The sequence below is a fragment of the Coprococcus sp. RTP21281st1_F1_RTP21281_210402 genome (assembly GCF_040915325.1).
GTDB lineage: Bacteria > Bacillota > Clostridia > Lachnospirales > Lachnospiraceae > Coprococcus > Coprococcus aceti.
This window is the reverse complement of sequence record NZ_JBCPDQ010000001.1, coordinates 220,431-239,976: the sequence shown is the minus strand read 5'-3', so window position 1 is coordinate 239,976 and position 19,546 is coordinate 220,431. Positions and strand designations below refer to the sequence as shown.

Genomic DNA, 19,546 nt, shown 5'->3' with positions numbered 1-19,546 from the left:
ATGAGGGACTTGAACTTGAGGAGTTCAGAAAGAACTAGATATACGAAGATAAGAGACCATGAAGATGATGAGTGACTTAGGGCACAAATTGGTTTTCATGGTCTTTTTGCGTGCATATATATCAGTAAAAGTGGTGCAAATATGAATAAATTGGCATGTATCTGACAATCCTAGTGTTAGACAGATAACACGTGGAGGGACATGATATGGCGCTGAACAGAGTAGTTATATGTGGTGTAAATACATCGAAATTACCATATCTTACAGAGGATGAGAAGAACATGCTGTTTGACAGGATGGAGCAGGGAGACAGCTCTGCCCGGGAGGAGTTTATAGAGGGGAATCTCCGCCTTGTGCTCAGCGTGATCCAGAGATTTGGCAGTTCAAATGAGAATCCGGATGATCTGTTCCAGGTTGGCTGTATAGGGCTTATCAAGGCGTTGGATAATTTTGACAGAAGTCTCAATGTCAAATTCAGTACGTACGCTGTGCCTATGATCATAGGTGAGTGCAGAAGGTATCTCAGAGATAACAATGCTATAAGAGTATCAAGGTCATTGCGTGATATAGCCTACAAGGCGATATATGCCAAGGAAAATCTCCAGAAGACAAAGGATAAGGAGCCGACGATAGAGGAGATAGCGGAGGAGATAAGTATACCGAAGGAAGATATAGTCATGTCGCTTGATGCCATATCGGCACCGCTGTCCCTGTATGAGCCGGTGTATCAGGAGGGTGGAGACACCTTGTACATCATGGATCAGATAAGAGACAGAAAGAATAAGGAGGAGATGTGGGTTGAAAACCTTGATCTCAGAGAGGCTATGGACAGGCTGTGCGACAGGGAGAAGAATATAGTGAGGCTGAGATTTTTTGAGGGAAAGACCCAGACGGAGGTGGCGGAGGAGATATGCATATCCCAGGCGCAGGTCAGCCGCCTCGAGAAGAATGCGATAAAAAGTCTTAGAAGGTATCTTGAGGACAAATAAACCGGAATGTTGTACACATATAAATATCCCCGCTGGGCCATAGTGAGAACAGCGGGGATATTTATTATACGGTATGTGGATTAAGCTTAGATAAGGTAGCCTGAATCGAGATCGACATCCTTCACGTCGTGTCTTGTGACGAGTCCGTCTTTCTGGATGTCATGCTGTATTTTTTTCAGGGTTTCCATTGGAAGCTCAGTCATGAGAGCAACCTCCTCAAGAGAGATATCGACCTTGAGCATCTTTTCTGCCATATCGTATTTGGCTTTTGTTGTATTGTTCATAAAAATCACTCCTTGGTGTGCTTGGTTAAATCCTGCTCAGCCCATTCTAAGAACTTGTCGTTTGCATCGATCACCTTCTGCATTGCAGCGTGTCCCGGAGCACCGATTGTGTTACGCTTCTGAACACATTCTTCCATGCTGATGGCTGTATATATGTCATCTTCAAATACAGGACAGATGGCCTTGTACTCGTCGAGACTAAGCTGGTCGAGGGAGATGTTCTCCTCTATGCACTTCAGAACGAGCTGGCCGACGATGCCGTGTGCATCACGGAAAGGTACACCGTGATTTACAAGGTAATCTGCGGCATCTGTTGCGTTGGTGAATCCGTTCTTGGCTGATGCTTCCATTCTAGGCTTGTTGACTGTCATGGTGGCTATCATGCCTGTGAACAGTGCGAGACATCCCTTTACAGTGTCTATCGCGTCAAATGTGAGCTCCTTATCCTCCTGCATATCCTTGTTGTATGCGAGAGGGATTCCCTTCATGGTTGTGAGAAGGGAGGTGAGAGCACCGTAAACCCTGCCTGTCTTACCTCTTACGAGCTCGGCTATATCCGGGTTCTTCTTCTGTGGCATGATAGAGCTTCCTGTGCTGTATGAATCATCGAGCTCAACAAACTGATATTCATTTGAGTTCCAGATGATGATCTCCTCGGAGAAACGTGAGAGATGCATCATGATGGTAGACATGGCGGATAAAAGCTCTATGCAGTAATCCCTGTCGGCAACTGAATCCATGCTGTTGAGAGTCGGACCGTAGAAGTCCAGCAGAGAAGCGGTGAGCTCTCTGTCGAGCGGATATGTGGTTCCTGCGAGGGCACCTGATCCGAGAGGACAGTAGTTCATTCTGTCATATATATCGTTCATTCTGTCGTAGTCACGCTTGAACATCTCCATGTATGCTCCAAAGTGATGTGCCAGAGTTATTGGCTGTGCCTTCTGGAGGTGAGTAAATCCAGGCATGTATGTGTCGATGTGCTCATTCATAAGTCTGTGAAGAGTAGTCAGAAGCTTGTAAATAAGCTCCTTGAGCTCGATGATCTCGTCTCTTACATAGAGCTTCATGTCCAATGCAACCTGGTCGTTCCTGCTTCGTCCGGTGTGAAGCTTTTTGCCCACATCGCCGATCCTGTCTATGAGATTTGCCTCGACAAAGCTGTGTATATCTTCGTATTCTGAAGTGATCTGCAGAGAACCGTTCTCCACATCGTTCAGTATGCCCTTAAGTCCCGCTATGATCTGATCTCTTTCCTCGTCAGTGAGAATACCGGATGAAGCGAGCATGGTTACATGCGCGATACTTCCGCGGATATCCTGTCTGTAGAATTTCTGATCAAATGAAATAGATGCGTTAAAGTTATATACTAATTTGTCTGTTTCTTTTGTGAAGCGTCCGCCCCAGAGCTGAGCCATATTAAATCCTCTTTTCTGTTATTTTTTTGTTTTATGTTGAAAACTGAGTAAATTATAAGGTAGTTTTCAAACAACGTACATTTTACAACATAAAAGTTCGCATATCAACACAAATAAGGTTTATTTATAACCACAGGAAATGCGTGGTTGGTGCTTGCGGCGCAAAAGTACAGATGATAAAATATACAGGCGGATCACCGCAGCAAAGCAGGGATGGAGGATTGACAGGAAGTTTGGGTACAAAAAAGAAGATTCTTGGAGTTATAAGTATTGTAGTTGTTCTCTCGCTGATGATGGTGGGAGTGCGGTGGTTGTTCTTCAATGTGATCAAGAGCAGCCAGATGCTTGATGGCCTGGTGGAGTTCCGGGCGGCCGTTGTCCAGGATATGGAGGACGGAAACGAGTCGGGCATGTATTATGTAAGTAATGTGGCGAAAAGTGATGTGCACAACATCAACAAATATATAGATTCGGCATACGGCTCAGTGGATACGTACAGGATAATAATTGAGACGGGAAGATATCTGGCAATACAGCTCAACTATGAACTGTCGGATAATTATTATGCTGTCAGAAAATATATAGAAGGAACGGATATCCCGGAGGACAACATAAGGGCGAAGCAGATATATGAGGTGATCGACAGCTTTATAAATGACAACATTTCAGATGGCATGAGCGACCTTGACAAGGAGATCGCCGTGCACGATTATATAGTGGAAAACTGTGTCTATGGATATCCCGACAATAATGATGATGCATATACGGCATATGGAGCGCTGGTGCTTCACCAGAGCGTGTGCGACGGCTACGCTGAGGCGTTCTTCATAATCATGTCCTGTCTGGGCGTCAAATGTGACATAGTAGTCGGAAGCACGGAGGAAGGACTTCATGCATGGAATCAGATAGAGCTCGGCGGAGAATGGTATAATGTGGATCTGACATGGGATGACTCGCTGCCGGATATGGGCAGCTATCTGAAGCACACCTATGTGAATGTCGATGACAGCACACTGGAACTGACTCACTCATGGGAAAAGCAATTCTACAGAGAGTGTGCCGACACAGCGTATAATTTCTATAAAAAGAGGTTTTATACCTATGACTCGTTCGATGAGTATAAAAAAGGCATAAGGATACAGATGGGCGGCAGTAATGTGCTGGAAGCTGCTATATATACAGATGACGAAACATTTGACTTGTCATTTCTGTACAATTATGGCAATATAAGGTCTATAAATTATGTGGTGGAAGATATGGGCGGCTACAAAGTTGTCGTCGTATATCTTAATATGAAGTGATAAAAATAGAATTGACATAATGGCGCGGAGGTGCGATATGCGAAAAAGAGAGTTTATGGATGAGTTGAAGAAAGCTCTTGATGGAAATGTCTCAACGCAGACATATTATGACACGATGAATTATTATGAGGATTATTTTAAGAAGCAGAAAGAAGCAGGCAAGTCAGAGGAGGAGATATGTTCATCTCTGGGATCTGCAAGACTGATCGCCAAGACGATCATTGACACAGAGGGACAGGGCGCAAGCGGAAGATATTATGATACAGAATCCTCTTCGTATGATGGTAGCTACAACACCCGCAAAGCCAGCGGAAGCAGTCAGAAGGGCTGGCATGTAAATGTGGACGACGAGGGCAATACAAGCTTTGCTTATGGCAAGCTTGATTTCAGTTCACCGATAGGCAAGGTGCTGACAGCGATAATACTCATTCTTGTGGCTGCACTTGTTATAGGTATAGTGCTTGGAGTTATCTGGCTGGGATTTAAGATAGTGTGGTATATCGTGATACCTGTTGTCATCATTCTGTTCATAGTGAATCTTATTATTTACCTGTTTGGTGGAGGCCGATAAAAAATAAAATAAAAAAAGTGAAAAAAGTTGTTGACAAAACATGGTCACTTGAGTATACTAACAAAGGTGTCAGCGATGACACGAAGTAATATGGGATCTTAGCTCAGCTGGGAGAGCATCTGCCTTACAAGCAGAGGGTCATAGGTTCGAGCCCTATAGGTCCCATTTACAAGACATGGCGAGATAGCTCAGTTGGCTAGAGCATGCGGTTCATACCCGCAGTGTCGAGGGTTCGAATCCCCCTCTCGCTACTATTTGATGAGACGGAAGACATTCCGTCTTTTTTTTATTCATATAAGGAGGATATCACATGAGAGTTGGAATGGGATACGATGTCCACAGACTAGTTGAGGGACGAAAACTTATAATCGGAGGAGTTGAGATTCCATATGAGAAAGGACTCCTTGGACACAGCGATGCGGATGTACTTCTTCATGCGATAATGGATGCGCTTCTCGGTGCTGCGGCGTTGGGGGATATTGGAAAGCATTTCCCTGATACTGATGAGAGGTATAAGGGAGCGGACAGCATGAAGCTCCTGTCAGAAGTGAAGAGACTTCTCGAGGAGAAGCTCTACATCATCGAGAACATAGATGCGACCGTAATTGCCCAGAGCCCTAAGATGGCGCCGTACATTGATCAGATGAGGGAGAATATCTGTAATTGCCTGTGTATAGACAAGGATCAGGTCAATATCAAGGCGACAACGGAGGAGAAGCTTGGGTTTACCGGAGGGGGACTTGGAATAAGCTCCCAGGCGGTGTGCCTCATAGAGTCGGCATTTAATTACGCCGGAGATGATGCCGGAGCTGTCAGAACGGCAGGCTGTGGCGGATGCGGTGGATGTCCAGCGGGAATAAGATGACAAAACAGCCCATGTATGCTAGAATATAAGGGCTTAGAATTTTAAAGAACTTAAGGAGAAAAAAGGTATGTTAAATGATGGTTATGCAGAACATATAGTTAAGGCGAAGACACCTGCGAGTGTTACCTGCGGTATGGCTGCCGGAATCGTGCTGATGATCGCCGGACTTGGCGCAGCGATGTTCGTTCAGGGCTTTGGCAGTATTGGATTCTTAGTTGCGATTGCAGGTGCTGTTGTATTTGGTATTTTTGTTTCCAGAAGAGAGACGGAGTATGAATATATAATGGTGAATGAGGATATAGACATCGCAAGGATCATTGCAAAGAAGAGCAGAAAAAAGATCATGAGCTTCAGCAACGCCGATGTAAAGTTCATTGCGAAAGAGGGATGCATTTACCTCGACAATGAGCTTCAGCAGGACAGCTCAATAAAGACCAGGGATTTCACATCCGGCAATAAGCAGAATCAGGATGGTGTGTATGTGTTCGTCCTCAACAAGAACGGCAAGGCTGAATTCGTGAAGCTTGAGCTCTCAGACAGAACTATTGATCATGTAAATAACTTTTTCAGAGGAAAGTATAAAGAATAAATAATATTGACCCTCACGGTTGATACTAAACTGTATATATACAGGAGGTGTCGCTGTGAGGGTCTTTGTGTGTAAGTGCTTTACTATATTTATGACGGGTGGGATGATATATTATTTCCTGGAGATATCGGCCAGGCATTATTCCCATTATTCCATGATAATTTGTGGAGGTCTTGCTACGCTTTTGTGCGGCGGACTGAACCAGATGTTTCCGAAGATGGGGATACTTGCGCAGATGCTGGTTTCCTCTGTGATAATATCTGAGCTGGAGTTTCTGACCGGGTATGTTGTGAATATAAGACTAGGACTTAACGTGTGGGATTACTCTGATATGCCGTTAAATCTTGCGGGGCAGATATGTGTGCCTTATTCTATCCTGTGGATGTTCCTGTCGCTGATCATAATATATGTGGATGATGAGATACGGTGTCATATGTATAATGAAGAAAGGCCTGAGTACAGATTAATATAAAATATGGGAAAAAGCTCTTGATTCCATAGGGGAGTGGAGTAACAGCTTTTTCCCATATTCCATGTGTGTGCATATTTAATAAATTCCGTGTGAAAATATTATGATTCAAGGGGAGTAATCTTTAAACCCTTATAAAGCTTAGTATAAAGATTGCGCTCATCAGAGTACAACATTATACCACGTGAATCGCGTACGATATACGCATATTTGTTCTTCTGCACATTCATGTAAAGAACTTCATCAACGTTGAGCTCCTTGGCTTTGACCTTGGCAACGCTGACGCTGAGCGGCTCTAACTTGTACTTTTTAATTGCCTGCTGAACTGTCATAATCTACACCTCCATTGATAAATGATCATAACGTGCTTTAGTAACTATCTACAGTATATTGTAAAGATATAACAAAGTCAACTAGTAAACATGCACAAATGTGCAAAAGATAATCGAATGTTGTAAAATGTGGTGTGAAATATCAACAAAAAAAGGAGAAAACGATGATGCAAAATGCAAATTATTATCAAATGATGGAGAGACAGATAGCTGAATTTGATAGTGAAAATACACAATGCGGCAGAAAAAAACTGTTGCTGCACTGCTGTTGTGCGCCATGTTCCAGCCATTGTCTGTCGGTCCTTGCGGAGCATTTTGACATAACAGCTTATTTTTACAATCCAAATATAACGGATTACGATGAGTACATAAAAAGATTCCGTGAGCTTGACAGATTTGTACATGAAGTATATGTGGAAGGAGTGGATGTCGAACTGGCGGAGCATGAGCCGCAGGTGTTTCTGGATATGGCTAAGGGCAGGGAGGATCTTCCTGAGAGAGGACTCAGGTGCTATGACTGCTATAAGCTGAGACTTGAGAAGAGCGCGATCCATGCGAAGAAAAATGAATATGACGTATTTACGACCACATTGTCGATAAGCCCCCACAAGAATGCGGACTGGCTGAACGAGATAGGTGCAGAGATGAGCAGGAAATACGACATAGATTATCTGTTCAGTGATTTCAAGAAGAAAAATGGATATAAGCACTCGATAGAGCTGTCAAAGGAATATGGATTATACAGACAGAATTTCTGTGGATGTGAATTTAGCAGACGGGCTGCTGAGCTCAGAGATGAAAAAAATAATAAAAATATTGAATAAAAAACAAGATTTTTGCCGTGAACACAAAAATAAAAAATATATCGAAAAAAATATTGTACCGCCTTGTCAAATGTGGTAGTATTTATTAAATTAAGAAAAAAGAGGCCAATAAATGAGGGTTATCTCAAGCGTTTCCCCCGTTTTCACTCTTTTTTTTTGAGCAAAAATAGAAAAAATGAAAGGAATACGATTATGAAAGCTTTTTTGATACTTGAAGACGGACACGTGTTTGAAGGTAAAAGTATTGGCTCTACTGACGAGATAATCAGTGAGATAGTATTCAATACTTCGATGACCGGCTATCTGGAAATTCTTACAGATCCATCATATGCAGGGCAGTCAGTATGTATGACATATCCGCTTATAGGCAACTACGGTGTATGCAGAGAGGATATGGAGGCTGGCAGACCTTGGCAGTCAGGATTCATTGTTAGAGAGCTCTGCAAGACTCCTAGTAATTTCAGAAGCGAGATGACCATAAACGAATTTCTTGTTGAGAATAATATAACTGGTATAGAAGGAATAGATACCAGAACACTTACCAAGATCCTCAGGAAAGATGGTACCATGAGAGGTATGATCACAACTGATGAGAATTATGATTTTGATGAGTGCATGAAGCGTATTAAGGCATGGAAGATGGGACATGTTGTTCTCGATGTTACATGTAAGGAGAAAATATTCTATCCTGGTGACGGATTCAAGGTTGCAGTCATCGATCTCGGTGTTAAAAAGAACATCGTCAAGTCCCTCCTTGCAAGAGGTTGTCAGGTTACTGTATATCCTGCAGAGACACCTGCTGAGGAGATCATCGCAGACGCTCCGGACGGAATCATGCTTACAAATGGTCCTGGAGATCCAAAGGAGTGTAAGGTCACAATAGCTCAGGTAAAGAAGCTTTTCGATACAGATATTCCAATTTTTGCTATATGTCTTGGACATCAGCTCATGGCGCTTGCCAACGGCGGTGATACAGAGAAGATGAAGTACGGACACAGAGGTGCAAACCATCCTGTAAGAGATATGAAGACCGGCAAGGTATATATTTCAACACAGAATCACGGATATATGGTCAAGGAAGACAGCCTCGACAGAAAGATCGCAGAGGTCAGCTTCGTCAATGTAAATGACGGAACAGTAGAGGGAGTTCACTATCTTGGAAAGAATGCACAGACAGTTCAGTTCCATCCGGAGGCATGTGCAGGTCCGCTGGATACAGATTCACTGTTTGATACATTTATGAATATGATGGAGGTGTCAAAGTAATGCCAAAGAATCCTAATATAAAAAAGGTTGTAGTTATCGGATCAGGTCCTATAGTCATCGGTCAGGCTGCTGAGTTTGATTACGCCGGAACACAGGCGTGCCGTTCTCTTAAGGAAGAGGGACTGTGCGTTGTCCTCATCAACTCAAACCCTGCAACCATCATGACGGACAAGGATATAGCAGATAAGGTATATATTGAGCCTCTTACGGTTGATGTTGTAAAGGCTATCATTGAGAAGGAGAAGCCGGACAGCCTTCTGCCGACACTCGGCGGTCAGGCAGCCCTCAACATCGCCATGGAGCTTGATGAGTCAGGTTTCCTCAGAGAGCATGACGTGCTTCTTATAGGAACATCATCAACGACCATCAAGAAGGCCGAGGACAGACTTGAGTTCAAGAAGACTATGGAGAAGATCCATGAGCCTGTAGCACCTTCAGAGGTCGTTACAACAGTTCAGGGCGGTCTTAACTTTGTCAAGAAGATTGGATACCCTGTAGTTCTCCGTCCTGCATATACACTTGGAGGTTCAGGTGGTGGTATCGCTGAGAATGAGGAAGAGTTCAAGGAGATCCTCATGAACGGTCTGAGACTTTCACGTGTAGGACAGGTTCTTGTCGAGAGATGTATCGCAGGATGGAAGGAGATCGAGTACGAGGTTATGCGTGATGCAAATGGTACATGTATAACCGTATGTAACATGGAGAACCTTGATCCTGTCGGAGTACACACTGGAGACTCTATAGTCGTGGCTCCATCACAGACACTTGGTGACAAGGAGTACCAGATGCTCAGAAGCTCAGCACTGAACATTATCTCAGAGCTCAACATCAAGGGTGGATGTAACGTTCAGTTTGCTCTGAATCCTAATTCATTTGAGTATTGTGTTATCGAGGTAAACCCAAGAGTTTCAAGATCATCAGCACTTGCATCAAAGGCAACCGGATATCCTATTGCAAAGGTATCTGCCAAGATAGCCCTTGGATACAACCTGGATGAGATCAAGAACGCTATTACAAAGAAGACATATGCCAGCTTTGAGCCGGCACTTGATTACGTGGTTGTCAAGATCCCTAGACTTCCATTTGATAAATTCATCGCCGCTGACCATGATCTGACAACACAGATGAAGGCAACCGGTGAGGTTATGAGTATCTGTACAAACTTTGAGGGTGCACTTATGAAGGCTCTCCGTTCACTGGAGCAGCATGTAGACAGTCTCTGGTCAAGCAGATACAAGGATATGACAGACGAAGAGGTTATAAAGCTTCTCGGACATGTTGATGACAGACGTATCTATGTCATAGCTGAGGCTATCAGACGTGGAATATCATACGATCAGATCTATGACATCACCAAGATCGACAGATGGTTCATAGACAAGATCCACAACCTTGTTAAGGCTGAGAGAAAGATAATCGAGTCCAAGGGAGATATCTCCAAGGAGCTAATGAAGGAGATCAAGAGAGTTGAGTTCCCTGACAAGGTTATCGCGAGACTCACAGGCAAGACAGAGAAAGAGATCAGACAGATGCGTTACGACTACGGTGTAACAGCACACTTCAAGATGGTTGATACATGTGCAGCAGAGTTTGATGCCATGACTCCATATTACTATTCATGCTTTGATTCTCTGGAGAACGAGGTCGCTGAGGATAACTCAAAGAAGAAAGTAATGGTACTTGGTTCAGGCCCGATCAGAATCGGACAGGGTATCGAGTTCGATTACTGTTCAGTTCACAGCACATGGGCATTTGAGAGAAAGGGTTACGAGACAATCATCGTCAACAACAACCCTGAGACAGTCAGTACAGACTTTGATATAGCAAACAAGCTTTACTTTGAGCCTCTTACAGCGGAGGATGTTGAGGCTATAGTAAATCTGGAGCATCCGGATGGAGCTGTTGTACAGTTCGGTGGACAGACCGCTATCAAGCTCACAGAGGCACTCATGGAGATGGGGGTACCAATCCTTGGAACAAGTGCAGAGAATGTAGATGCAGCAGAGGACAGAGAGCTCTTCGATGAGATCCTTGAGAAGTGCTGTATACCAAGACCTGCTGGTAAGACGGTATTTACAAGAGAGCAGGCGCTTGAGGCTGCAAATGAGCTGGGTTATCCGGTACTTGTAAGACCTTCATACGTTCTCGGTGGACAGGGAATGCAGATCGCGATCTCTGATAAGGATATCATAGAGTTCATGGATATCATCAACAGACATACCCAGGAGCACCCAATACTTGTAGATAAGTATATCATGGGTAAAGAGGTCGAAGTCGATGCTGTATGTGATGGAGATGACATACTTATCCCTGGTATCATGGAGCATGTTGAGAGAGCCGGAATACATTCAGGAGACAGTATCTCGGTATATCCTGCACAGACACTCTCACCAAAGACAAAGAGAGTCATCGCTGATTACACCAAGAAGCTTGCAAACAGCCTGCACGTAATCGGACTTATAAATATACAGTTTATTGCATACAATGATGAGGTATATGTAATAGAGGTAAATCCTCGTTCAAGCCGTACAGTTCCATATATAAGCAAGGTAACAGGAATACCTATCGTAGATCTTGCAACACGTGTTATCACAGGTGAGAAGATCAAGGATATGGGTTACACACCTGGTCTTCAGCCGGAGTCAGAGTATTTCGCGATCAAGAAGCCTGTATTCTCATTTGAGAAGATCAGAGGCGCTGAGATAAGCCTTGGACCTGAGATGAAGTCAACAGGAGAGTGCCTTGGTATATCCAAGAACTACAATGAGGCTCTGTACAAGGCATTCCTTGGAGCCGGAATCAATCTTCCAAAGACCAAGAAGATGATCCTCACAGTCAAGGACTCAGATAAGATGGATGCTATAAATATTGGTAAGAGATTTGCTGCTCTTGGATATGAGATATATTCAACAAGAAGCACATGCAGAGTTCTCAATGAGAATGGTGTTCCTGCAAAGCTCATCAACAAGGTTGAGGAGCCATCACCAAATCTGCTTGACCTGATACTGAGCCATGAGATCGATCTGATCATCGACACTCCATCACAGGGTGTTGAGAGAAGCAAGGATGGATTTATCATCAGACGTCACGCAGTTGAGACAGGTGTTACATGTCTTACAAGCCTTGATACAGCCGATGCGCTGCTCACAAGCCTTGAGACCGCTGATACCACAAAGCTTTCACTTGTGGATATAAGCGAGATATAAGTTCTGATTAAACAGATAAAAAATGGGGCAAAATGATAAACAACGTTAAAAGGGGTTGTCATTTTGCCTCATTCAATTTATGCTTGTTAGCATGTGGGATGTCACAAGGCATCTTCCCTGCGTGGCATAGAAATGAATACATTATAATTGATAGAAATAAGAGGTGAAATATGCATAATGTTCCTACAGATGAGGTGTTTGTCATAGGACATAAGAATCCGGATACGGATTCTATATGTTCAGCGATTGCGTACGCCCATCTGAAAAATCAGCATGAGAACAAATACATTCCAAAGAGAGCTGGAAATATAAATAAAGAGACACAGTTTGTCCTTGATTATTTTGGTGTGCAGGCGCCGGCACTTGTGAGCAATGTAAATGTACAGGTGAAGGATATAGCATACAGAATAGTTGATGGTGTGTCGGGAGATATCACCATGAAGAGAGCATTTGAGATAATGCAGGATAACGACGCCACGACACTTCCGGTTGTCAATAATGGCAAGATAAAGGGAATAATAACGGTCGGAGATATAGCCGAGGCATATATGCTTGAGAAGGATGATAATTCCCTGTTCATAGCTGGTACAAAGTTCTCACACATAATAGATACTATAAATGGCGAGCTTGTGTACGGTGACGCCGACGAATATGTTAAGGATGGAAGAGTGATCGTGGGAGCTGCCCAGGTTGACATCCTTGAGAGACATGTCAAGGAAAATGACATAGTCATAGTGAGTGACAGGGTTGAGGCTCAGCTTGCGGCCATAAACTGCGGTGCGAGCATGCTTATAGTATGTCTTGTGAACAGTATATCTGACGTGGTTCTGGAATTTGCGAAGAACAAGGGCTGTGCGGTTGTTGTTACACCGACGGACACCTATGCTGTTGCCAGACTTATCGGACAGAGCATGCCTATAGGATTCTTTATGATAAGAGACCGTATCATGACATTCTATGAGGATGACGATATAGATACACTTAAGACGACCATGGCAAAGACCAGAGTGAGATACTTTCCGGTTACGGACGGCTATGGCAACTACAAGGGACTTGTATCAAGGCGTAACTACATCAATGCGAGAAAGAAACAGCTCATACTTGTTGATCACAATGAGAGAACCCAGTCTGTTGACGGCGTGGAGAATGCCGAGATACTCGAGATAATCGACCACCACAGGATCGCGAATATAGAGACCATGAATCCTGTGTATTTCAGAAATCAGCCACTTGGATGTACCGCTACGATAATCTATCAGATGTACAAAGAGCAGAATGTCAAGATAGATAAGCCGATAGCTGGACTTCTCTGCGCAGCGATACTTTCCGATACACTGGCATTTAAGTCTCCGACGTGTACATTCATAGACGAGGCTGCTGCAAAGGAGCTTGCAAGGCTTGCAGAGATAGACATATATGAATTTGCCATGGAGATGTTCGACGCGGGAAGCAACCTCAAGGACAAGACCATGGATGAGATACTTCATCAGGATTTCAAGAAATTCGACATTGGAGATATGGTTGTTGCTGTTGGACAGATCAATTCCGTCAATGAGAAAGAGATAGACAGAATAAGAAACGGTATGCGTGAATTCCTCGGTGGATATATGGAGCCTGGCTGTGATGTGGTCCTGTTTGCAATGACCAATATTCTTCAGGAGGGCTCAGGTATCATATGCGTGGGAGAGAATGCACAGGAACTGTGCAGCAAAGCATTTGGTGTGCAGCTTGAGGATAGCTATGCATATCTTCCCGGTGTTGTATCAAGAAAGAAACAGATAGTTCCTGCTCTTGTAAAGGCGACACATCAGATATAGACAGGATCGTATATAGAAGGTAACAGTATGGATATATATACAACAAATGCGTATATAAGAGATACATTTGGAGAGAAATTATATAAGATATCATTGAATGCAGGAACCACCTGTCCCAACCGTGATGGTAAAGCTGGGACAGGTGGATGTATTTTTTGCAGTGCCAGCGGCTCGGGAGATTTCTCTGAGGATGCAGTCATGAGTATAGATGAACAGATAGAACTGGCAAAAAAGAGGATATCAGGCAAATGCAAATGCGACAGATATATAGCGTATTTCCAGTCATATACAAATACATACGGTGATGTCGATGCTTTGCGCGAAAAGTTTCTGGCGGCTGCAAGAAGGGATGACGTTGCGGCTGTATCGATAGCCTCCAGACCGGACTGCTTTGGCCCGGAGGTCATAGATATGATAAAAGATATAATAGCTGTTAAACCTGTGTGGATAGAACTTGGCCTCCAGACAGCAAATGACAGGACAGCACAGCTCATCAACAGGTGTTATGACATAAGTGTGTATGATGAGACGATGAACAGACTCAGAGAACTGGGAGTTCACATTATAGTTCATATGATAATAGGCCTGCCCGGTGAGACGAAGGAGGATATGATTGATACGGTAAGGTACATAGTGCGAAGCGGCGCAAATGGTATAAAGCTCCAACTGCTTCATGTCCTCAGGGGAACTGTTCTTGAAAAAATGTATGAGGAAGGAGTGTTCCGTGCACTGACATTTGCTGAATACGCAGATATTTTGTGTGATTGTCTTAAAGAGCTTCCTCCTGATATGGTTGTTCACAGGTTCACCGGGGATGGGCCTAAGAATATTCTTGTTGCGCCTCTGTGGAGTGCTGATAAGAAGAGAGTTATAAACGATTTGAACCGTATTATTTCGAAATTGTGAGTCTGCTAGCAGCTCAGTGCAGACTTTAAAAACAGCCTGAGATTTTCCCTGCCGTTGTCGTCAAGCTGATCACAGTCGGACATTATTCCTGTCGCTTCCGGTGGAAGAGTCCTGCCGTGGCTGTAGGCGAGGAACACTTCGCTGATGTCCATCTTATTTTTCTTTGCTATATCGATGCAGGTGAGCAGCACCAGATGACTCATATTAATACTGTATAAATTGGATATTCTGATAAGATTTATGAGATCCGGGATTCGCTCTCCACATTCATAGTGCGAGTAGGCGGAGACGGACACCTTCAAGATGGCGGCTATTTCCTGCTGCCTTTTTCCGTGGCTGCGCCTTAGAGACTTCAGTGCGCCGCCTATCACTGCACAGTTAAAATCCTGATCGGATGAATCGTCTTCATACACCGACGGATCAATGTTGCGTTCTTTTCTTTTTTTCATATTTTCCTGTTTTCTCCTTAAAAATAATATTTACTGTAATTGGTGGGTATAATACTGGATCTACAGTCTGGAATTTTTAGATGCTAGATTTGCCACAAATGTGTCTATAAGTTGACGGTCGCTGTCGCTGAGAGATCTGTAATTGCCCAGCATGTCTGCTGTGCTCTGGTTAGATTCTATGGCGGTCATGTATGAATTGTCCTCCATGACGATCTGTAGTGGCTTTGGATGCCCCTGCATGTATCTTGATGACAGGGTGTATGCATATAGAAAATCGTGGTTGAGAAGCTCTGACAGCTTTATGGCCTGTTCTATATTAGGGATGTTTCTTCCTTCCTCGTAGTTGGCATATCCGGATCTGGAAATAGATAGCGCTGCTGCGACATCCTGCTGTGTGAGTCCTGCCTTCTGTCTGAAATATCTGAGAAGGGCAGGTAGTGGATTGGATGAATGTGGTTTCATGTTTCACCTCCTTTGAATGTTTTTCTGCATTGTACACAAAAATAGTCCGTTGTAAATCAAAATGTAATAAAAGTGTTGTTTGATGTAATAATTAATCACATGTGGGATGGAGAGTATGATATAATTATCTGAAAAAACAATCGGAGGTTACCAAAATGAGTCTTGCAGATGATCTCTTTATAAACATGTGTAAAGATATAATCGATAATGGATATAGTACGGAGGGGGAGAAGGTCAGACCAAAGTGGGAAGATGGAACATATGCCTACACCATAAAGCGTTTTGGTGTTGTCAACAGGTATGATCTGTCAAAGGAATTTCCTGCGATAACACTTAGAAAGACGTATGTGAAGTCGGCTATTGATGAGCTGCTCTGGATCTGGCAGAAAAAGTCAAATAATGTTCATGATCTCAAAAGCCATATATGGGACAGTTGGGCAGATGAGAACGGTTCCATAGGAAAAGCATATGGATATCAGCTTGGTGTAAAGCATAAATATAAAGAGGGCATGATGGATCAGGTGGACAGACTGATATATGACCTTAAGAATAACCCATACAGCAGAAGAATGCTCACTAACATATATGTTCATCAGGACTTGAGTGAGATGAATCTGTATCCGTGCGCGTACAGCATGACATTCAATGTAACAGGGGACAGGCTCAACGCTATACTGAATCAGAGATCCCAGGATGTGCTTGCGGCCAACAACTGGAATGTTGTCCAGTATGCGGTACTGGTACATATGCTTGCCCAGGTCACGGGCTTTAAGCCGGGAGAACTGGTACATGTGATCGCGGATGCACACATATATGACAGACATATACCGATAGTCAAGGAGCTGATAACAAGACCTACACATCCTGCTCCAAAGTTCTATATGAATCCGGATGTCAAAGATTTCTATGACTTTACTCTGGATGATTTCAGGATAGAAGACTATGAGACAGGACCACAGATTAAGAATATTCCTATTGCGATATAAGACTATGAAGCATGGGACGGGAATTATACAGATGGAGGACATATGAAGTTTATTGCAGCGGTAGATAAGAATTGGGCCATTGGAAATAAAGGCAGATTACTGATAAGGATATCGGAGGATCAGAGAAATTTCAGACAGACCACGATGGGGCATGTCGTTGTTCTCGGAAGGAAGACTCTGGAGGAGTTTCCGGGCGGAAGACCGCTCAAGGGAAGGGCAAATATAATTCTCAGCAGGAATCCTGAATATGCAGTTGAGGATGCGGTGGTTGTCCACTCAATGAATGAACTGTTTACAGAACTGGCAAAATATGACACGGATGACATTTTTGTCATAGGCGGACAGACTATCTACGATGAGCTCATACCATATTGTGATGAGGCAGTAATCACCAAAATAGACAGGGAATTTGAGGCCGATGCCTTCATTTCGAATCTCGACAAACTGGACAACTGGGATGTGACGGATGAGAGACCGGGTGAGGATGTGTCAGAGGTGAATTTCACATTTGTCACATATAAAAATAGTGACCTGAAGAAATAAATTATAATTATTTTTATAATATTCACAAAAAAGCACCTTTTTTTGATTAAAAATTCACAAAAAACATTTGTTAAATGAAGATTATTGTGATACAATTTTTTTATATTTGGGAGGTGCGCTAATGAAGGAAGTATTAATTACATCGGGAACAAGCTTTGAGGGATATGATATCGTTGGCTATGGAACATACAAGTTCACACAGACGATACTTAATTCCAACTTTTTGAAGGATTTCGGAACATCTATTGCGGATATTGCCACGGATAGAAGAGATATCTATCAGGAGAAGATCGATGAGATCCTCAATGAAACAATCAATAATTTCACAGATATGGTCCGTGAGACGAAGTACAATGCTGTAGTTGGATTCAGAACAGGTGTTGAGGAATACACCAACAACGTAACTGCTGTTGTTGCCAGTGGAACTCTGGTAAACATAAAGGAGCAGTACAAGTCGGAATTTGACAAGAGCAGCTTCATCAGAAACGAGATATATGTAAGAAACTATTACGACCTGCTCGTGCCAAGAGCATCAAAGGTGGTGCTTGCATCAGAGGGTAAGGGAACAAAGATTTCCGTGTGGTTCAACAACTACAATAACGACGATATAAAGGCACTTAAGGCAGAGCTTCAGTTCACCAATATCTATGGTGACAATATAACACTGCCGGATGTTGATTTTACATTTGATAAGACCAACCTCAAGCTCCTCAAGTCGGATTATGTGGAGTGTAAGCTTCCGGACAAGTATATAAAGATGATATCCTCCGTCAAGGTATACATCAAGAAGTATGTCAAGGCCAGCGGAGTATACGAGATAGATGCGGATTCTATCGGAATTGAGATGTCTGACGTTAAGTTTAAGGCACTCAAGCTCAAAAAGGGAATTGATGCAGTTGCAAACTACAAGTCAGACGGACTTGTGTGGACATGTAACTGTGGACACGTAAACGAAGGCGGCGCAGAGGAATGTGTGATCTGTGGAAGAAAGCAGGATGAGATGAAGAACTCTATCACATTCAACTACGAGCCTATGCTTGAAGAGATGAAGACAAAAGAGTATGTAATAGAGATCAAGGATGTACTCATGAAGTACATCAAGGACATTGATACAGGAATGAGAATGCAGCTTCTTGAGATCATGGAGTCCGGTCTTAATTACGAGAAGAGCAGAGGATCCATGAAGGACTCTGTTATTGAGAAAGTTGAGAATCTCTTCCTTGGATTATAGGGATTATAAGACGATATGCAACAGTACATGGTACAGATAATAAAAAATCTTAAGGAGAAGGGTTACAGACAACTCAATCCGGAAAGTAACAATGTATACGGCAGAGCAGACAGCGATGCCGTATATATTGTTGTTATAGGCAGTAATCATAATCTTGATTCTGAGACTCTGAAAAAGTTCAATAATAAAATATTGCTTGATGTTTCTTCGGATTCGCATAGAAAAGTCAATCTTCTCAATATACTCATCACTCCAAACGGAATGTTTGATGATATGACAAAAAAGATAGTTGAAGAACTGGACAATGTCTGGCTGTTCGCGGAGGATTACGGAAAACTGTATATATTTGAGAATCAGCCCACTGACTTTGACTCACTCTATGATGTGATCGATAAAAAAACGGTGGTGGATAACCGCAGATCCCAGCACAATCTGATAAGAATGTTCGGTGTTGTAACACCGATATTACTGTTGATAAATATTCTGGTGTACGTTGCATGTATCTTTGTCTATCAACCTACGGAACTGGCTGTGGAAGTGCTTGCGATATCAGAAAAAGGACAATATTACAGATTCCTGACATCAATGTTTACACATTTTGGAATAGCACATCTGGTTGGAAATATGGTAATTTTGATCGCACTCGGTGCGAGGGTTGAGAATATAATAGGCAGATTCAATTATATCATAGTTTATATTGCCACGGGTCTTACTGCGTCATTTGCATCATACATAGATTGTTTTTATAATAATACATATGCTTACTCGGCTGGTGCATCCGGAGCGATATTTGGTCTTCTGGGAGTGCTGGTTGTCATAGCATTTTATAATAAGGGCCGGGTGAAGGATCTGTCACTTATTAATATGCTTATATTATTTATTCTGACACTGGTTAACGGAAAGATGTCAGAAGGTATTGATAATGTTGCCCATGTGGCGGGATTTGCGGCCGGGTTAGTGGCCGGGATAGTCCTTTTGCTGACCAATCAAAAGGTTGTAAAGAATAGCCGTTTATGATAAAATAATACGATGATAAAAAAG

The 19,546-nt window shown here is 43.0% G+C and carries 20 protein-coding genes and 2 tRNA genes; 17 read left to right on the top strand and 5 right to left on the bottom strand.

What is annotated here, in order from left to right; genetic code table 11:
- The first annotated feature begins 206 nt into the window (after nt 1-206).
- A complete protein-coding gene (gene sigG, locus AB5150_RS01150) occupies nt 207-989 on the top strand; it encodes an RNA polymerase sporulation sigma factor SigG (RefSeq protein WP_022216377.1) in 783 nt (260 codons plus the stop codon).
- An 86-nt stretch (nt 990-1,075) separates the two neighbouring features.
- Here sigG and AB5150_RS01145 read toward each other — a convergent pair whose 3' ends face one another.
- Both AB5150_RS01145 and argH read right to left on the bottom strand, forming a co-directional pair.
- Nucleotides 1,076-1,273 carry a hypothetical protein gene (locus AB5150_RS01145; protein ID WP_015535016.1) on the bottom strand — a complete coding sequence of 66 codons (198 nt, stop codon included), beginning with the start codon at nt 1,271-1,273 and terminating at the stop codon, nt 1,076-1,078.
- 5 nt (nt 1,274-1,278) lie between these two features.
- Nucleotides 1,279-2,688, bottom strand: coding sequence for an argininosuccinate lyase (argH, locus tag AB5150_RS01140; protein ID WP_015535015.1), 1,410 nt, complete (start codon nt 2,686-2,688; stop codon nt 1,279-1,281).
- A 233-nt stretch (nt 2,689-2,921) separates the two neighbouring features.
- On the opposite strand from argH, the gene AB5150_RS01135 reads away from it, so the two are divergent.
- The 7 genes from AB5150_RS01135 (at nt 2,922) to AB5150_RS01105 (ending at nt 6,486) form a co-directional block, all read left to right on the top strand.
- Nucleotides 2,922-3,989, top strand: a complete 1,068-nt coding sequence (locus AB5150_RS01135) for a transglutaminase domain-containing protein (RefSeq protein WP_238050299.1) — start codon at nt 2,922-2,924, stop codon at nt 3,987-3,989.
- 37 nt (nt 3,990-4,026) lie between these two features.
- Nucleotides 4,027-4,560, top strand: a complete 534-nt coding sequence (locus tag AB5150_RS01130) for a DUF1700 domain-containing protein (RefSeq protein ID WP_368291068.1) — start codon at nt 4,027-4,029, stop codon at nt 4,558-4,560.
- A 92-nt stretch (nt 4,561-4,652) separates the two neighbouring features.
- Nucleotides 4,653-4,725: transfer RNA gene (locus AB5150_RS01125), tRNA-Val, on the top strand.
- A 12-nt stretch (nt 4,726-4,737) separates the two neighbouring features.
- A tRNA-Met gene (locus AB5150_RS01120) sits at nt 4,738-4,811 on the top strand.
- Nucleotides 4,812-4,870: 59 nt separating this feature from the next.
- The gene (ispF, locus tag AB5150_RS01115; protein WP_022216382.1) at nt 4,871-5,425 is read left to right on the top strand and encodes a 2-C-methyl-D-erythritol 2,4-cyclodiphosphate synthase; all 555 of its coding nucleotides are present in this window, start codon (nt 4,871-4,873) and stop codon (nt 5,423-5,425) included.
- A gap of 67 nt (nt 5,426-5,492) precedes the next feature.
- Nucleotides 5,493-6,014 (top strand): DUF6106 family protein, encoded by a 522-nt coding sequence (locus AB5150_RS01110; protein WP_022216383.1) that lies wholly within the window; start codon nt 5,493-5,495, stop codon nt 6,012-6,014.
- A gap of 55 nt (nt 6,015-6,069) precedes the next feature.
- The gene (locus AB5150_RS01105; protein ID WP_022216384.1) at nt 6,070-6,486 is read left to right on the top strand and encodes a hypothetical protein; all 417 of its coding nucleotides are present in this window, start codon (nt 6,070-6,072) and stop codon (nt 6,484-6,486) included.
- Nucleotides 6,487-6,584: 98 nt separating this feature from the next.
- Here AB5150_RS01105 and AB5150_RS01100 read toward each other — a convergent pair whose 3' ends face one another.
- Nucleotides 6,585-6,815, bottom strand: a complete 231-nt coding sequence (locus AB5150_RS01100) for a hypothetical protein (RefSeq protein WP_022216385.1) — start codon at nt 6,813-6,815, stop codon at nt 6,585-6,587.
- 164 nt (nt 6,816-6,979) lie between these two features.
- Between AB5150_RS01100 and AB5150_RS01095 the strand changes: the two genes are divergently transcribed.
- From AB5150_RS01095 to AB5150_RS01075, 5 genes are all read left to right on the top strand, one after another.
- Nucleotides 6,980-7,639: an epoxyqueuosine reductase QueH gene (locus AB5150_RS01095; RefSeq protein WP_368291067.1), complete on the top strand. Its 660-nt coding sequence runs from the start codon at nt 6,980-6,982 to the stop codon at nt 7,637-7,639.
- Between the two features lie 192 nt (nt 7,640-7,831).
- The gene (locus AB5150_RS01090; RefSeq protein WP_022216387.1) at nt 7,832-8,905 is read left to right on the top strand and encodes a carbamoyl phosphate synthase small subunit; all 1,074 of its coding nucleotides are present in this window, start codon (nt 7,832-7,834) and stop codon (nt 8,903-8,905) included.
- Entirely contained in the window at nt 8,905-12,111 is a 3,207-nt protein-coding gene (carB, locus tag AB5150_RS01085; protein ID WP_015535011.1) for a carbamoyl-phosphate synthase large subunit, read from the top strand. Before AB5150_RS01090 ends, carB begins: the two co-directional genes overlap by 1 nt.
- 170 nt (nt 12,112-12,281) lie before the next feature.
- Nucleotides 12,282-13,928 (top strand): putative manganese-dependent inorganic diphosphatase, encoded by a 1,647-nt coding sequence (locus tag AB5150_RS01080; RefSeq protein ID WP_368291066.1) that lies wholly within the window; start codon nt 12,282-12,284, stop codon nt 13,926-13,928.
- 27 nt (nt 13,929-13,955) lie between these two features.
- Nucleotides 13,956-14,834, top strand: coding sequence for a TIGR01212 family radical SAM protein (locus AB5150_RS01075; protein WP_015535009.1), 879 nt, complete (start codon nt 13,956-13,958; stop codon nt 14,832-14,834).
- A 5-nt stretch (nt 14,835-14,839) separates the two neighbouring features.
- On the opposite strand, the gene AB5150_RS01070 is transcribed toward AB5150_RS01075, so the two are convergent.
- Nucleotides 14,840-15,283 carry a helix-turn-helix domain-containing protein gene (locus AB5150_RS01070; protein WP_015535008.1) on the bottom strand — a complete coding sequence of 148 codons (444 nt, stop codon included), beginning with the start codon at nt 15,281-15,283 and terminating at the stop codon, nt 14,840-14,842.
- A 60-nt stretch (nt 15,284-15,343) separates the two neighbouring features.
- Nucleotides 15,344-15,745 (bottom strand): helix-turn-helix domain-containing protein, encoded by a 402-nt coding sequence (locus tag AB5150_RS01065; RefSeq protein ID WP_015535007.1) that lies wholly within the window; start codon nt 15,743-15,745, stop codon nt 15,344-15,346.
- Nucleotides 15,746-15,900: 155 nt separating this feature from the next.
- Here AB5150_RS01065 and thyA point away from each other — a divergent pair, with 155 nt between their 5' ends.
- From thyA to AB5150_RS01045, 4 genes are all read left to right on the top strand, one after another.
- Nucleotides 15,901-16,731, top strand: a complete 831-nt coding sequence (gene thyA, locus AB5150_RS01060; protein ID WP_022216389.1) for a thymidylate synthase — start codon at nt 15,901-15,903, stop codon at nt 16,729-16,731.
- A gap of 42 nt (nt 16,732-16,773) precedes the next feature.
- Complete coding sequence (locus AB5150_RS01055) at nt 16,774-17,274, top strand: dihydrofolate reductase (RefSeq protein WP_015535005.1); 501 nt, start codon at nt 16,774-16,776, stop codon at nt 17,272-17,274.
- A 121-nt stretch (nt 17,275-17,395) separates the two neighbouring features.
- A complete protein-coding gene (locus tag AB5150_RS01050) occupies nt 17,396-18,505 on the top strand; it encodes a heavy metal-binding domain-containing protein (RefSeq protein WP_022216390.1) in 1,110 nt (369 codons plus the stop codon).
- A gap of 27 nt (nt 18,506-18,532) precedes the next feature.
- The gene (locus AB5150_RS01045) at nt 18,533-19,522 is read left to right on the top strand and encodes a rhomboid family intramembrane serine protease (protein ID WP_243002886.1); all 990 of its coding nucleotides are present in this window, start codon (nt 18,533-18,535) and stop codon (nt 19,520-19,522) included.
- Nucleotides 19,523-19,546 lie beyond the last annotated feature (24 nt).